13 protein-coding genes are annotated in these 15,626 nt (G+C 35.0%); 8 read left to right on the top strand and 5 right to left on the bottom strand.

All coding sequences use genetic code 11. The features are described 5' to 3' along the window. The first annotated feature begins 39 nt into the window (after positions 1-39). Both GKZ88_RS00645 and GKZ88_RS00640 read left to right on the top strand, forming a co-directional pair. On the top strand, positions 40-1,185 hold the full coding sequence (locus tag GKZ88_RS00645) for an NAD(P)/FAD-dependent oxidoreductase (protein WP_155100474.1): 1,146 nt from the start codon (positions 40-42) through the stop codon (positions 1,183-1,185). Positions 1,186-1,277: 92 nt separating this feature from the next. After that, positions 1,278-2,114, top strand: a complete 837-nt coding sequence (locus GKZ88_RS00640) for a hypothetical protein (protein WP_155100473.1) — start codon at positions 1,278-1,280, stop codon at positions 2,112-2,114. A gap of 55 nt (positions 2,115-2,169) precedes the next feature. Here GKZ88_RS00640 and guaB read toward each other — a convergent pair whose 3' ends face one another. From guaB to GKZ88_RS00620, 4 genes are all read right to left on the bottom strand, one after another. Beyond that, on the bottom strand, positions 2,170-3,642 hold the full coding sequence (gene guaB / locus GKZ88_RS00635) for an IMP dehydrogenase (RefSeq protein ID WP_155100472.1): 1,473 nt from the start codon (positions 3,640-3,642) through the stop codon (positions 2,170-2,172). A 208-nt stretch (positions 3,643-3,850) separates the two neighbouring features. Beyond that, entirely contained in the window at positions 3,851-5,251 is a 1,401-nt protein-coding gene (locus GKZ88_RS00630; protein WP_155100471.1) for a DUF5723 family protein, read from the bottom strand. Next, positions 5,248-5,799: a hypothetical protein gene (locus GKZ88_RS00625; RefSeq protein WP_155100470.1), complete on the bottom strand. Its 552-nt coding sequence runs from the start codon at positions 5,797-5,799 to the stop codon at positions 5,248-5,250. The genes GKZ88_RS00630 and GKZ88_RS00625 overlap by 4 nt, the downstream gene beginning before the upstream one ends. Positions 5,800-6,258: 459 nt before the next feature. Beyond that, complete coding sequence (locus tag GKZ88_RS00620; RefSeq protein WP_155100469.1) at positions 6,259-7,125, bottom strand: hydroxymethylglutaryl-CoA lyase; 867 nt, start codon at positions 7,123-7,125, stop codon at positions 6,259-6,261. Between the two features lie 210 nt (positions 7,126-7,335). Here GKZ88_RS00620 and GKZ88_RS00615 point away from each other — a divergent pair, with 210 nt between their 5' ends. Continuing rightward, positions 7,336-7,947 (top strand): hypothetical protein, encoded by a 612-nt coding sequence (locus GKZ88_RS00615; RefSeq protein ID WP_155100468.1) that lies wholly within the window; start codon positions 7,336-7,338, stop codon positions 7,945-7,947. After that, positions 7,944-8,660, top strand: a complete 717-nt coding sequence (locus GKZ88_RS00610) for a DUF3307 domain-containing protein (protein ID WP_155100467.1) — start codon at positions 7,944-7,946, stop codon at positions 8,658-8,660. Before GKZ88_RS00615 ends, GKZ88_RS00610 begins: the two co-directional genes overlap by 4 nt. On the opposite strand, the gene GKZ88_RS00605 is transcribed toward GKZ88_RS00610, so the two are convergent. Next, positions 8,646-9,680, bottom strand: coding sequence for a quinone-dependent dihydroorotate dehydrogenase (locus GKZ88_RS00605; RefSeq protein ID WP_155100466.1), 1,035 nt, complete (start codon positions 9,678-9,680; stop codon positions 8,646-8,648). The genes GKZ88_RS00610 and GKZ88_RS00605 overlap by 15 nt on opposite strands. 423 nt (positions 9,681-10,103) lie before the next feature. Between GKZ88_RS00605 and GKZ88_RS00600 the strand changes: the two genes are divergently transcribed. The 4 genes from GKZ88_RS00600 to GKZ88_RS00585 all read left to right on the top strand — a co-directional run bounded on the left by GKZ88_RS00600 (position 10,104) and on the right by GKZ88_RS00585 (position 15,559). Then, the gene (locus GKZ88_RS00600; protein ID WP_155100465.1) at positions 10,104-12,545 is read left to right on the top strand and encodes an arylsulfatase; all 2,442 of its coding nucleotides are present in this window, start codon (positions 10,104-10,106) and stop codon (positions 12,543-12,545) included. A 108-nt stretch (positions 12,546-12,653) separates the two neighbouring features. Beyond that, the gene (locus tag GKZ88_RS00595) at positions 12,654-13,238 is read left to right on the top strand and encodes a hypothetical protein (protein ID WP_155100464.1); all 585 of its coding nucleotides are present in this window, start codon (positions 12,654-12,656) and stop codon (positions 13,236-13,238) included. A gap of 18 nt (positions 13,239-13,256) precedes the next feature. After that, a complete protein-coding gene (locus tag GKZ88_RS00590) occupies positions 13,257-14,489 on the top strand; it encodes a porin (protein WP_155100463.1) in 1,233 nt (410 codons plus the stop codon). An 86-nt stretch (positions 14,490-14,575) separates the two neighbouring features. After that, complete coding sequence (locus GKZ88_RS00585) at positions 14,576-15,559, top strand: DUF6515 family protein (protein WP_155100462.1); 984 nt, start codon at positions 14,576-14,578, stop codon at positions 15,557-15,559. Positions 15,560-15,626 lie beyond the last annotated feature (67 nt).

Genomic DNA, 15,626 nt, shown 5'->3' with positions numbered 1-15,626 from the left:
TACAAAAATCAATATCAATTACAATATTAAATCAACAGAATGAAAACTTCACTTATAGAAAATAAAAAAATTGCCATTATTGGCGGTGGTCCTGTTGGACTTACAACGGCTAGAATTTTACAAATTAATGGCGCAGATGTTACGGTTTACGAAAGAGATCTAAATGCACAAGCCAGAACCTCAGGAGGAACACTTGATATACATTCAGGTTCGGGTCAATATGCGATTCAGAAAGCCGGACTGATGGAGGAATTTTACAAATATGCGCGTCCTACTGGCGAGAAAATGGCTGATATGCATGGAAATATAAATTCCGATGAAATGCCAGACGAAACCAATTCCTATTCAAGACCAGAAATTGACCGTAACGATTTGCGAAAAATTATGCTGGAAAACCTTCAGAAAAATACAGTTGTTTGGGACAGCCAATTAACAAATATTGAAAAAGAAGAAAATCAGTATGTTTTAGAATTCAAAAACGGTACAACAGCAAAAGCCGATTTTGTAATTGTGGCTAACGGAGGAAGATCAAATGCTCGAAAATGTGTGAGCAACCAAGAACCACAGCTTTCAGGAACTTATATTATTCAGGGAGAAATTGTAAATCCTGAGCAAGATTACCCAGAATTCAAACCTAAATATGGAAACGGAAATGTAATGGCAATGGGAGAACAAAAAATGTTTTACACACACACTATGAGTGATGGTTCAGTGCATTTTGGAGTTTCTTTTAAAGCCGATGAAAATTGGGTTTTAAATCACGGAATCAATTTTGAAGAAGACAAAGCGGTGATTTCTTTTCTAAACGAAACTTTTAAAAACTGGAGCGATGATTACAAAAAATTCTTTGCAGTTTCGACTGAATTCTCAGGTTTGCCATTAAGATTGTTTTCTTTAGAAGAAGATTGGAAAGAACATTCAAATATCACACTTGTTGGCGACGCGGCACATTTAATGCCACCTTTTGCAGGTGAAGGCGTAAATATGGGATTATTTGATGCTTTTCATTTAACCGAAAACTTAACCAACGGAAAATTTGAAACAATCGATGGCGCCATTCAAGATTATGAGAAAAAAATGTTTGGTTATGCATTAGAAGCACAGCGCATGACGAAAAAAATGGAAGATTTACTGCATTCTGATATTTCAGCTAAAGATATTTTAAACAGCCGAGTTGATGATTAAATGCTTCACAGAAAAATTTCAGCTTAATTAAAGTCGTTTTATTTTCTTACTTTCGTTTAGAACAAACACAAAAATTCCATTAAAAAACATCGATGAAAAAAATATTTTTACTTCTTTTTAGCACTGCAACACTTCTAAGTTATAGCCAGTCGAATCAAGTTTTAGACTTTAAACTAGGATTTTCTCCTCAAACCTCTTACAATCAATCAACAGTAACTGTGGCTGAATATGAGCTTAGTTACGAAGGGTCACAAGAAATACTAGAAACGCTAAAAAGTAATGGTATTCAGAATCCAGTTATTACAAAAAACTCAGTTGACATGGAGACTGTTTTAAAAACAGGAAAAGCAGACGCTTCGGGAAATTTTCCTGTGGTAATTGAGTATCTAAAATCTTTAGATGCAAATGGTAAAACTATTATCCCAAACGGTACTCTGATATATGGAAAAGGATCTGTTTCATCTTTACCAAAATTAGATTCGATTGTTGCAAAAGGTCTCGATGAAACATTTAAAAAAACTGTTTTTCAAATCGTGCAAAGTACATTTGCGCAGTTAGCTCTGCCAGAAAAGAAACTTAAAGCCGGTGAATCATTTGCGCAAGAAACACCAATTAGCATTCCTGTCGGAGGGCTGAATATTGATATGATAATCACTACAACTTACAAGCTAAAAAGTATTACAGGAAAAAATGCCTTTTTTGATATTGATCAAATATATACCGCTAAAGTTTTAGACAAGGATAAAAACAATATCAATGTTTCAGGAACAGGAACTGGAAATCTAATTTACGATATTCCAAATCATTTTTCAACTGAAAATAATCTAGACATGAAATTTATATTTGAACTAAAAAAAGACGAAATTACAGTCAAATTAAATTCAACTAATAACATGAAACAAAAAGCAACAATCACTAAAATCAAATAAAAAAAGGCGTAAGAATTAAATCTTACGCCTTTTGCTTTATATTGAAAACTAAAAATTATCTAGAATAATTTGGAGCTTCTTTTGTAATAGTTACGTTATGCGGGTGACTTTCTGTGATGCCGCTTGACGTGATTCTAACAAAACGTCCTGTTTCTTGTAAAGTCGGAATATCTTTAGAACCGCAGTATCCCATTCCGGCACGAAGACCTCCAATAAATTGAAGCATACTTTCGTTTAATTCACCTTTGTAAGGAACACGTCCAACGATTCCTTCAGGAACTAATTTCTTAACATCGTCTTCAACATCTTGGAAATAACGGTCTTTAGAACCTGTTTGCATTGCTTCAACAGATCCCATTCCGCGGTATGATTTGAATTTTCTTCCTTCAAAAATAATAGTCTCACCTGGAGATTCTTTCGTTCCTGCTAATAATGAACCTAGCATTACACAGTCAGCACCGGCAGCGATTGCTTTAGGAATATCTCCTGTATAACGAATTCCTCCATCAGCAATAACTGGAACTCCAGTTCCTTTAATAGCGGCAGCAACTTCTAAAACTGCTGAGAATTGAGGGAAACCAACACCTGCAACAATACGCGTAGTACAGATAGAACCAGGTCCGATTCCAACTTTTACACCATCGGCACCATTTTCTACTAAATATTTAGCAGCTTCTGGAGTTGCGATGTTTCCAACAATTACATCTATTTGAGGGAATTTTGATTTTACTTCTTTTAAGGTATTTACAACACCTTCTGTATGTCCGTGCGCTGTATCGATAATGATAGCATCTACACCGGCGTTAACTAAAGCTTCAGCTCTTTGAACTGCATCTCCAGTAACTCCAATAGCTGCAGCAACTCTTAAACGTCCAAAAGAATCTTTATTTGCGATTGGTTTTTGAGTCAGTTTTGTAATGTCTCTGAAAGTAATTAAACCTACTAATTCATTTTTATCGTTTACAACTGGCAGCTTTTCAATTTTATGTCCTTGTAAAACTACTTCTGCTTGTTCTAATGAAGTTCCTTCGGCAACGGTAACCAAGTTTTTACTTGTCATTACCTCAGCGATTGGTCTTGCACCGTTTTTCTCGAAACGTAAGTCACGATTGGTTACAATTCCTTTTAAGATTCTGTTTTCGTCAACGATTGGAATACCGCCAATTCCGAATTCTTTCATGGCGTTTTTTGCGTCTGCAATAGTTGAATTCATTGGCAAAGTTACCGGATCGATAATCATTCCTGCTTCTGCACGCTTTACTTTTCTAACCTTCGCAGCCTGTTGCTCGATGGTCATGTTTTTATGTAAAACACCAATTCCACCTTCTTGTGCCATAGCAATTGCCATTGCACTTTCGGTCACTGTATCCATAGCTGCAGATACAATTGGAACATTTAGTGTTATGTTTCGTGAAAATTTTGATTTGATACTCACTTCGCGAGGAAGCACATTCGAGTAGTTAGGTACTAATAATACATCGTCGTAAGTTAAACCTTCGCCGATAATCTTGGAGTTGTGTGCTATCATGGTGCAATTTCTAGTTGAATTGCGTGCAAATGTAGTGAATAAATTGGTAACTTGAGTACTAAGTAATTCATAAAATTGTATTTACAGGAAAATGCTTACTATTTAAAAATTCCAAAAAAGAAATTCCAAATTCCAATAAAAAGCAAAAATGAAGTTTCATTTTTGGAATTTGGAATTTTCCTTTTTTTGAAATTTCTTCTTTTAGATTTTACTCTTCTTTGTCTTGGAAAACGAAATTTATACCGATCTGAAACGCGGCGCTGCTGGCTTTGGACATATCTTTATATTCTAAAACATTATTTGCCAAGGCATAAATATTCACTTTCCAAATAGTTCCAGAAAGTCCGAGGCCAATATTTGTCGCCGAAAATGTATCGACGGTATAAGTTGCTTTTAAATCTAATTTTTCGAAAATATTTCTTTTGTAAAAAGCGGTTAAAGCAACAAGCGGTTCTCTTGGTGCGGACATGGCAAAAAATTGAAGTCCGGCAGCATTTTTATATCGTTCTTTAACTTGCCCCATGCAATTACAGTCTGCATTTGAACGAGACATGCCAAATGAATATTCAACAGATGTATATAATTTTGTTGGACGCCAAGTGGTATATTTATTATATAAGGTATCTCTTGGAATTGCTTTTTTAAATTCATCAAAAACATTTTCTGGATCATCTGAATTCATAAAACTGGGATTCGCACCTTGATATTGATACGTTCCTTTGTAGGTCAGGGTTTCAATATCTTTTGATTGTTTTACAAAACCAAGATCAATAATACTGGCGGTAACCTGAAGATTTTCTTTTAAATAATAGGTCACGCCGGCATCAAGGCCCAAACCTAAACTTCCGTTGAAAAAAGTGTTGTGCGCAATATCTCGTGCAATATTTCCATCATATTCATCTTTAGTAAAAGGAGCAATTCCAGAAGTTTTAAGTTCTAAATTAGACGAAATAATTTGATTATAAAGATTTGGTGTTCCCGGTTCCTGCCCCGTATAGATGTAACCCGAATTGTGAACCGAAACTGCATTGGCACCGCTGGAATAAATTTTAGCACGACCGCCGAGAACTAATTTATCATTCAGTTTTTTATGGAATCCAACATGAAAAACAGAAAGCACTTCCGCTTTAACATTAAGATCGTCCAGATGAAACATTCTTCCAATGTAATCTTTATTACCGTCTAAAGCCAATATCGCCAAGTCTTTAGGCATGTACATAAAAAAATCAAACTCCTGATAAAGTCCGAACGAAATATACGAACGGCTTTCTCTCCCGCCTATTCTAAATCCGCCAGAAAATATTTCCAACTGTTCATTCGTAACTACTTTATCATTTCGCGAAGATTTATTGACAACATCTCTCACTTTTTGATTGAAATCGACTCCATTATCGGCAAATAAATCATAAGCTGAAAAACTGCTTGATCCTGCATTTAGAGAAACGCCAGACAATACAGGAAAACCAAAATAAAATTTATAAGAAACATCGGCGCCGGGATTTACCAATGAAGATTGCGGAATTGTAGTGAAATTGTACAGCACTTCTTTATTTTGAGCAAAACAAGAAAACTGTATCAGGAGCCCTAAAACTAAATATTTTATCCTCATTGGATCTCAAAATAAGTGGTTGCACTTGATCGTAACTTTAAACTTCCTAAACTGTTTTCATCTAGCGGGGTTCCAGATGTCATCAGGACAATAAAACCAATTCTCTCGGTTTGTTTTAAAAGTTCTAATCTTTGATTTTCAAAAACTTCAGTAGGATATTTTATAACATTTGGACTTCCTTTGTAAGCGGGCACGCTAAAAGTTTTAGTTATAAGAATTTGATTTTGTGAATTGAGAAGCAGCATGTTTATTACAAAACCACGCTCGATAGTATTATTAATTTCGACATCAAATTCAGCTTTTTTTAAATAGTCTCTAAGAAACTGTTTTTTAAAAATGTCAAAATATCTGGAATCATACACAATCTGATTACCGCCGTTATCTGTTAACTCATTTGCTGGAACATCAAAATAAGCAAGATTGGCAATATAAGCAGGTTCCAATTTTAAATCTTTCACCTGATCAAAATCTAAATCACTCGAACAGGAAAAGAACAAGGTTGCTGTGGCAAAAATCTTTAGTATACTATTGATGCAATTCAATTTCATTTTTGAAAGAATTTTAAAATAATAGTAACAACTGGGGACTTGTTGCTTTTAATGCTTTGATAAGTAAATATAAGATTTTTTTTAATGAAACTTACCAAATAATTTTGAAGCTCTAAAAGGGAATTTATCGATCTTCATTTTTTGAAATTATACTTGAGTTTAGTATTTCTTCCAAATTGCCAGTTTTTAGCAGATCATCAATCGTTTTTTCAATACAATCTCTAGTTAATTCTTTAACAAATAAATCAGGAGGAATTAGGTATAAACCTTTTAAATTTTCACCAGAAACAGCATTATAATCAACTGCAATTTTAAGAAATTATAGGTCCAAATATTTATTCCATATTTTCTTCCATCATTCAATTCGACATGTATGTTACAAAAATCATTATTGACATTCCAATTATCAGGATCGACTTCCTCAAATTCCAACCATAGTTTAAAATCATTCATTTTTCATTAATGAAATTTTCCAAACAATTTTGAAGCTTCATTATAAGCACTTTCAAAACTTAAGGAATTAAGTCCGGTGATTTTTTTATTGGCAGTAAAATAAGAAACCAGTTTTTCTGTAGGCATATTCCCTGTCAATTTATCTGTTGCCATAGGACATCCTCCAAATCCTTGAATTGCACCGTCAAAACGTGTACAGCCAGCTTTTGCTGCTGCATCAATTTTTTCAAACCAGCTTTCTGGAGTGGTATGCAAATGAGCTCCAAACTCAATTTGAGGGTATTTCGGAATTAAATTAGAAAAAAGATACGTAATGACATCTGGCGTTGAACTTCCCACCGTGTCTGAAAGCGATAAAATTTTAACGCCCATTCCGGCCAGTTTTTCGGTCCACTCCCCTACGATTTCAATATTCCAAGGATCTCCGTATGGATTTCCAAAACCCATTGAAAGATAAGTTACAACTTCTTTATTCTTTTTATCGGCAATCTCCAGAATTTCTTCTAAAGTAACCAGCGATTCGGCAATGGTTTTATGTGTATTACGCATCTGAAAATTTTCAGATATCGAAAAAGGAAATCCTAAATATTGAATAGATTCAAATTCTGAAGCCAAAGCTGCGCCTTGCGTATTGGCAATTATAGAAAGTAATTTACTTGAAGTCTGCGAAAGATCCAGCTGTGCCAAAACTTCGGCGGTATCCTGCATTTGCGGAATTGCTTTTGGAGAAACAAAACTTCCAAAATCAATAGTATCAAAACCCACACGAAGCAATGCCTGAATATAAGTAACCTTATTTTTTGTTGGAATAAAATCCTTGATGCCTTGCATAGCATCTCGCGGACATTCGATAATCTTGATTTCTTTATTCAAAACTTTTTCTTTTGTAAAGGCTAAGTTAGTTTCTTTTTTAAAGAAATAAAAGCAATTTAATCAGAATCCAAAATTATTACACAAAACTGCAATACTATAAAAAATTACCAAAAAACGTAATAATTACAAATATTACCAAAAAACGTAATAATAAAAAATATTACTTATATTTGTAATAGAAAGTTTATTATTTTTTAATTATATTTGGTTATGACTAGTGTAATTACAGGCGACATTATTGGTTCAAGACAGCAGAAATCAAATCATTGGGTCGAAGATTTGAAAAAAATCCTAAGTCCGTTTGGCAAAACACCAACCGAATGGGAAGTGTACCGAGGAGATGAATTTCAAATTGAAATCAAAAACCCTGAAGATGCTTTATTAGCTGCTATTTTAGTAAAAGCGCATTTACGTACAATAAAATCAGATGCTCGGATGAGTATTGGTTTTGGAGATAAAACATATACAGCTGAAAAAATATCCGAAAGCAATGGCGTCGCATTTATAAATTCAGGAGAACTTTTTGAGACTTTAAAAAAGCAAAAAGTAACTTTAGCTATGCGAACTGGCGATTTTGCTTTTGATGAAAAAATGAATTTGATGCTGCAGCTTGCGCTCACTTTTATGGACAGCTGGCTGGTACAATCAGCAGAATTTGTTGCCGTGGCTATCGAAAATCCGACGCTGTCACAGGAAGAACTTGGACAGAAATTAGGCATTAATCAGGCCGCTGTAAGCCGAAGACAAAAACGCGCTCAATTTGATCTAGTCATGAATTTAGACCGATATTTCAGAACTCAAATAAAACAACTTGCCCCATGATTTTATTCGTAAAACTGCTTTTGGCACATTTATTAGGTGATTTTATCTGGCAGCCAAATTCTTGGGTCGCCGACAAAGAAATTAAGAAACATAAAAGTATCTACTTATATGTTCATGTAGTGTTACACGGCGTTTTAGCTACAATTTTAGCCGGAGAAATCAGTTTTATTCCATATGTCATTTTCATTGCTATTACGCATGGAATTATTGATTTAATCAAACTGAATTTTCAGAAAAAGAAAACCAAACGTACTTGGTTTGTTGTTGATCAAATCGCACATATTCTGGTTTTAATCGCCGTTGTGCTACTTTATCAAAACAAAAATATCATTCCTTTTTGGCAGGACAATACTTTTTGGATTTTGCTTACAGGTTTTTTACTTGTTACAAAACCAGTATCAATTTTCATCAAAACCATTATTTCAATCTGGAGTCCTGAAAGTCAAAATAGCCACCAAGATAATTCTCTTGCCAATGCAGGAAATTACATTGGCATATTAGAACGTTTGCTTATCGTTTGTTTTATTTTAACCAATCACTTTGAGGCAATCGGATTTTTATTGGCCGCAAAATCTATTTTTAGATTTGGAGACCTACAAGAGGCCAAAGACCGAAAACTTACTGAATATGTAATGATTGGAACTTTAATCAGTTTTGGAATTGCAATCGTAACCGGACTTATTATCCAGGCACTTCTTTTACAATTTAGCTAAAACTTTTTTATTGATTGCTTTTATCAGCGCCGGACCTTCATAAATAAAACCAGTGTACAATTGTACTAAACTTGCTCCTGCATTTAGTTTTTCAATGGCATCATCGGCTGAATGAATTCCTCCTACTCCAATAATTGGGAAAGCTTTATTGCTTTTTTCTGAAAGAAAACGAATCACTTCTGTAGAACGTTTTGTTAATGGTCTTCCTGATAAACCTCCCATTTCAGATTGATTTACAGACTGTAAACCATCTCTTGAAATGGTCGTATTTGTAGCAATTACGCCCGCAATTTGAGTCGTTTTTACAATATCAATAATATCTAATAATTGCTCGTCTGTTAAGTCTGGAGCAATTTTTAAAAGAATCGGTTTTACTTTTTGAGTGCTTGTTTTTTGTTTTTCAACATTTCTGTCCTGCAATGTCTGCAATAAAGCTGTTAAAGGCTCTTTATCTTGAAGCGCTCTTAAATTTGGCGTATTTGGCGAACTTACATTCACTACAAAATAATCGACGTGATCAAACAATGCGTCAAAACAAATGATATAATCGTCAACAGCATTTTCGTTTGGAGTTACCTTATTTTTTCCAATATTTCCTCCAATCAAAACTCCCGAATTCTTTTTCAAACGTTCTACGGCTTCAATAACACCGCCGTTGTTAAATCCCATTCGGTTAATAATGGCTTGATCTTCTTTCAAACGGAATAAACGTTTTTTAGGATTTCCTTCCTGACCAACCGGAGTTACAGTTCCAATTTCAATAAAACCAAAACCAAAATCCCCAAGTTCCTTATATAACTTGGCATCTTTATCAAATCCTGCTGCAAGTCCAACTGGATTTTTGAATTTAATTCCGAAAACTTCTCTTTCTAATCGAGCATCTTTTACTTCATAAATTGCTCTTATAATTGACGAAACTCCTGGGATTTTTGAAATGAATTTTACAAATGAAAAAGTAAAGTAATGTACTTCTTCTGGATCAAACCAAAAAAGTATCGGACGAATTATCAATTTATACATAAGAATTTTGTTGTGTTGTTTTCGGATGCAAATTTAAATATTATAGTTTAAAAAGGTGCTTTTTTATAGAAAACAAATAATTACAATTTTATTCAATTCCTTTTAACCTATTCAAAAAAGTAGAAGTCAAGATTCAAAATTTAAGGTTGCAAGTTATAAAATGAAACAATTTTAAGGTTTATCAAAAGACTTGATCATCTATTTATTATTTAATTTTGAGTTAGTTACAAAAAAAACACCTCAAAAAAATTCATTTCAATTAGAAGCCATATAAAAAAGGAATATTTAAATCTATACGCTCTAAAAAACTATTTACAAATAAGAAAATCAGGTTGCATTATTTTTTACCCGTTAAATTATTATCAAAAATTCAAGAATTGTTTACCAAGACAAGAATAAAAATAAATTTAATACCATAAAATCATGAAAGCCAGCACTCTTACGATACTTAAAAAAAGTATCCTATTATTTCTACTTTGCCTTCTGCCGTGCATCGCTCCAAAAGCATCAGCACAAGCTGATCCTCAACAAATTACAAAAGAAAACTTTAAAGGCAAAATTAGCTTAGATGTTCGAGATTCTAAAGAAGACTGGGCACCTTATAATCCAAAAACAGCTCCAAAAGGCGCGCCAAATATCTTATTTATTTTATATGATGACACTGGTCTTGCCGCGTGGTCACCATTTGGAGGCGCTATTAATATGCCAACCCTGCAAAAATTAGCTGATAATGGTCTTATATACACACAATGGCATACAACAGCTTTATGTTCGCCAACGCGTTCTACCTTGCTTACTGGCCGAAATCATCATTTAAACGGAATGGCTGCCATTACTGAAGCTGCTGCAGGATATCCCGGTGCAAGCGGAAGACTGCCAAAACAAGTTGCTACCATTGGGCAAGTATTGCAAGATAACGGATGGAGTACCTTCTGGATTGGAAAAGATCATAACGTTCCTGAACAAGACGTGGCTTCTGGCGGCGATCGCAGTACTTGGCCATTACAAATGGGATTTGACCGTTATTACGGATTTCTTGGAGGAGAAACCAATCAATGGTATCCTGATTTAGTGGAAGACAATCATTTTACAGAAGCAAAATATGGCCCTGAAGATGGTTATCATTTATCTAAAGATTTAGCCGATCATGCTTTAGAATATATTCGTGACCAACAAGCAACAAACCCATCAAAACCTTGGTTTATGTGGTATTGTCCGGGAGCAAATCATGCACCGCACCATGCACCCGAAGAATATATTGCAAAATACAAAGGCAAATTTGACGAAGGCTATGACGCTTATCGCAAATGGGTATTGCCTCGTATGATAGCTAAAGGAATTATCCCTGCCGGAACTAAATTTGAGAAATTCAATCCGCTTCCTCCGGGAGTTTCAAATCCAGGTGATGAAGTTTTAGATTGGAATAAATTAAGCGCAGACGAAAAGAAATTATTTTCAAGATTAGCCGAAGTTTATGCCGGTTTCTCCGAATATACAGATGCTCAGGTAGGCCGTATAATTGATTATTTAGAAAAAACGGGGCAATTAGAAAATACAATCGTTTTATATGCTGCTGATAATGGAGCTTCAGGCGAAGGTTCTCCTTCTGGTTCTGTAAATGAAAATAAATTTTTTAACGGATATCCGGATGAAGTAAAAGAAAACTTAAAATATTTAGACAAATTAGGCGGACCAGATACTTATGAGCATTATCCAACAGGATGGGCTGCCGCATTTTCAACTCCATTTAAAATGTTCAAAAGATACAGTGAATATGCAGGCGGAACTTGCGATCCTTTAGTAATTTCTTGGCCGAAAGGAATTAAAGCAAAAGGAGAAGTTCGCAATCAGTTTCACCACTCGACAGATATCGTTCCAACTTTATTAGAAGTTTGCGGTGTTGAGATGCCAAAAGTATATCGTGGTGTTCCGCAATATCCATTATCTGGAGTATCGATGAAATATACCTTTGATGCTGCACCAGATGCCAAAACTCAAAAACACATTCAGTATTTTGCCATGCTGGGAAGCCGTGCTTTATGGAAAGACGGCTGGAAAGCAGTAGCATTGCATGCGCCACTGACTGGAAAAGGGAATTTTGATAAAGACGAATGGGAGCTTTATAATACAGATGTTGATAGAGCAGAATCTAACAATTTAGCCAAAAAAAATCCAGACAAATTAAAAGAATTAATTGCCGACTGGAATACAGAAGCAACCAAAAATTTGGTATTGCCACTTGATGACCGTACAGCAATTGAACAATTAGGTATTGAAAGACCATCAACAGAAGCGCCTCGCAGCAGATATGTTTATTATCCAGGAACTGCTCCGGTACCAGAAGGCGTTGCTGTAAATGTTCGTGGACGTTCCTATAAAATCGTTGCAGACGTTGATGTAAAAGATGCAAATGCTTCTGGAGTACTTTTTGCACATGGATCTCGTTTTGGAGGACATACCTTGTTTCTAAAAAACAAAAAACTAAATTATGTCTACAATTTTTTAGGAATCGCTCCTGAACAAAAATTTACTTCAAACGTAGATATTACGCCAGGAAAACATGTTTTCGGGATGGAATTTACACGCGAAAAGGAAGGCCCAAATGGTGAATCACTTGGAAAAATGAAACTTTATATTGACGGCAAAGAAGTGGCGTCTGGACCAATGAGAACACAAACAGGAAAATTCACCCTTTCAGGTGATGGCCTTTGTGTTGGTTTTGACAGCGGTGATGCTGTAAGTCAAGAATACAAAACTCCAGGCGAATTTAAAGGAGGAGAAATTTTTGGTGTAGGCGTTGACGTTGGTAAAATCGAATATTCAAATTTAAACAGCGAAGCGAAAAGTGCTTTGAATAGAGATTAATTAAAATTTAGATTTATAAAGAGGTATTTGATTTGAACAGTAAAATGGACAATAAATACCTCTTCTATTTATAAGTCAGTTTCCATTTTTCAATTAAACAATTATCAAATGCTTTATGTAAATAACAATTTAAAAAAGCTTATCCCTTTTATATTTATTCTGAGCTTTAGTTTATTTAATTATAAATGCATTGCTCAGGAAAATGAAGAAAAAGCTTTCAGTCCGCATCATCAAATAGGAATTTCAATAAATCATGTTCATGTTTTTGAAGGCCGGGATGACGAAGGAAACAAGGAAGTTTTAAGTCTTCCGGCTTGGGGATTAGATTATACTTTTCAATTTCAAGAAAAATGGTCAATTGGTCTTCATACTGATTTTATTATCGAAAAATTTAAAGTCGAAAAAAATCTGGAAAGCGGAGACGAAAAAGAAACCGTTGAAAGAAGTTATCCAATTGCACCAGCAGTGATGGGAATTTATAAACCAAACGAACACTGGAGTTTTCTTTTAGGCTTAGGAGGTGAATTTGCCAAAGAAGAAGATTATTTCTTAACCAGAGCCGGAGTTGAATATGGTTACGAACTGCCAAAAGATTGGGAAATTTTTGGAACTGTCAGCTATGATTTTAAATGGAATGCTTATGACAGCTGGGGAATTGGATTAGGAATTGCAAAAAACTTTGGAGGGAAATAAATATTTTAAAAACCAATTATGCACCTATATAAAACAAATAAAACTGTTTCGATTTCAAAAATTCTTTTGACATCCTTACTGCTTTTAATTGGTTTAAATGGAATGGCACAGCTCGAAAAAGAAAAAGACACTACCAAACTGATCAATGTAAGCTACGGAAGCAAAGGAATTGAATTACGAACCAGAGACAACAAATTTCTTTTTCAATTACAGAGCAGACTCCAATTTCGATTTTCTACTCCTAACGATACAGATCCGCTAACTTATGACGATTACAGTCAGGAAGCAAAAACAACTTTTAAAATCAACAGAGCCCGTTTAAAAATTGGCGGGCATGCCTTTCATCCTTGGCTGAAATATTATTGGGAATATGAGCTCAGTCAGTCAAATTTATTAGATTTTAGGCTGATGATTGAAAAATGGGAATGGCTCAGTTTTAAAGCCGGTCAATGGAAAGTTGAATATACTCGTGAACGTTTTATAAGCAGCGGTGAACAGCAAACGGTTGACCGATCTTTAATAAACCGTCCTTTTACCGCCGACAGACAAATGGGAGTTGAAGTTTACGGACATCTTAAAGGAGCCGGTATTGCCGATTTTAATTATTGGGCCGCAGCACTTACCGGAACCGGACGAGGAAATACAACAAATGACGATGGAAATCTGATGTATTTTGGCCGTGCACAATGGAATTTCTTAGGAAGATTTCTTGACTTTGAAGGCAGCGATTTAGAATTTCACGAAAAACCAACTCCAATTATTGCAATTTCAGGATTAACAAACCGAAGCCCTTATACCCGATTTTCACAATCTGGCGGAGGATCTTTAGAAGGTTTTGAAAATGGTGCTCCCGGACAGTACCGCGTAAATCAATGGAATTTAGAAACCGCTTTTATGTACCGTGGTTTCTCTTGGCAAAGTGAAATGCATACAAAAAAAATCATCGATAAATTAAATTTTGACGATACTACTACATTGAAAGGTTATTATGTTCAGGCAGGTTATTTCTTTAATAATGTTTTTGAATGGTGGCCAAAAAAATTAGAAATGGCGGCCAGACACGCTGGATATCGTCCTGACAGTTCAATAAAAGAAAACTCTCAGGATGAAACCACTATCGCTTTTAACTGGTTCTTTAATGGACATAAAAACAAATTAACCTCAGAGGTCAGCTATTTCAGTTTTCAGGACAAAACATTGCCCTTAGAGCAAGGCTGGCGCTTTAGAATACAATGGGATATTTCATTATAATTTTCAAGATGTCTCAACTGAATTATAGTTAAATTTTGAAGAAGAAATCATTTTTTTAATAACTTTATAACACTAAAACTCTGAAAATGAAAAATATAACCCAAACAATAAAAAAAACGGTTTGTATGCTTTTCGTGGGATCGCTTTTTATGATTTCATTTGACAGTTTTGCACAGCGTGGCCGTGGCGGTTTTCACGGAGCTGGCGGTGGAGGCGGACAAACTAGACAAGCAAGACCAGCAACGCAATCTAGACCCGCTAATATAAATAGGCCTTCAAATGCAAGCAGACCTGCTAATATATCTCGTCCAGGAGCAAATAAGGGAGGAACCAGAATTAACGGAGGAACTGCCAATAATTCCAATATCCGAAACAAAAATGGCAATAATCGAAATTCAAACAGTGGAAACAGAATCAATAATTCTGGTAACAGAAATACCAATATAAGCGGTAATACCGTGAACAGAAACAGAAACAACGTTAATATTAACGTTAACAACAGTGTTCATGTTCGCAACAATCGCAACACAATAGTAAGACCAGGAGTAAGACCTTATGTACGTCCACCTTACAGATATGGCGGTTACAGATACAATTGCTATCACCCTTATTATCCACGTCCTTACAGACCATTTTATTGGGGGCCAGTTTGGCATCCATGGGGATTTTTTGTAGCTACCTTAGCAACAACGGCTATTATTGTGAGTGTTGAAAACCAGAAATATCATTATGACCAAGGCGTTTGGTACTCTTCTACAAGCGGAGGCTATACAGCTGTTCCAGCACCTGTTGGAGGCACTGTTAATAATATTCCGAGTGGCGCAGAAACGGTAAATACTGGAACGGTAAATAATTATTATTACGGAGGAACCTATTACGAAAAGGACGGAAGCTCTTATAAAGTAGTAGCTCCAACGGCAGGAACCATCGTAGACAATTTACCCGAAGGTGGCGAAGAAGTAACTATTGGTGATGTAAAATATGTGAAGTTTGGCGAAACATATTATCAGCCAGTTCAAGTTGATGGTAAAGATAAATATGAAGTTGTATCGGTTGAAAAAGATAGTTAAACAAATTAGTCTATAAATTCTATAAAATAAATAGACTATTCTAATCTTATTTTTATAATTTTATCAC

The sequence above is a fragment of the Flavobacterium sp. LC2016-01 genome (assembly GCF_009711135.1).
Taxonomy (GTDB): domain Bacteria; phylum Bacteroidota; class Bacteroidia; order Flavobacteriales; family Flavobacteriaceae; genus Flavobacterium.
This window is presented reverse-complemented; position numbering and strand designations above follow the sequence as displayed.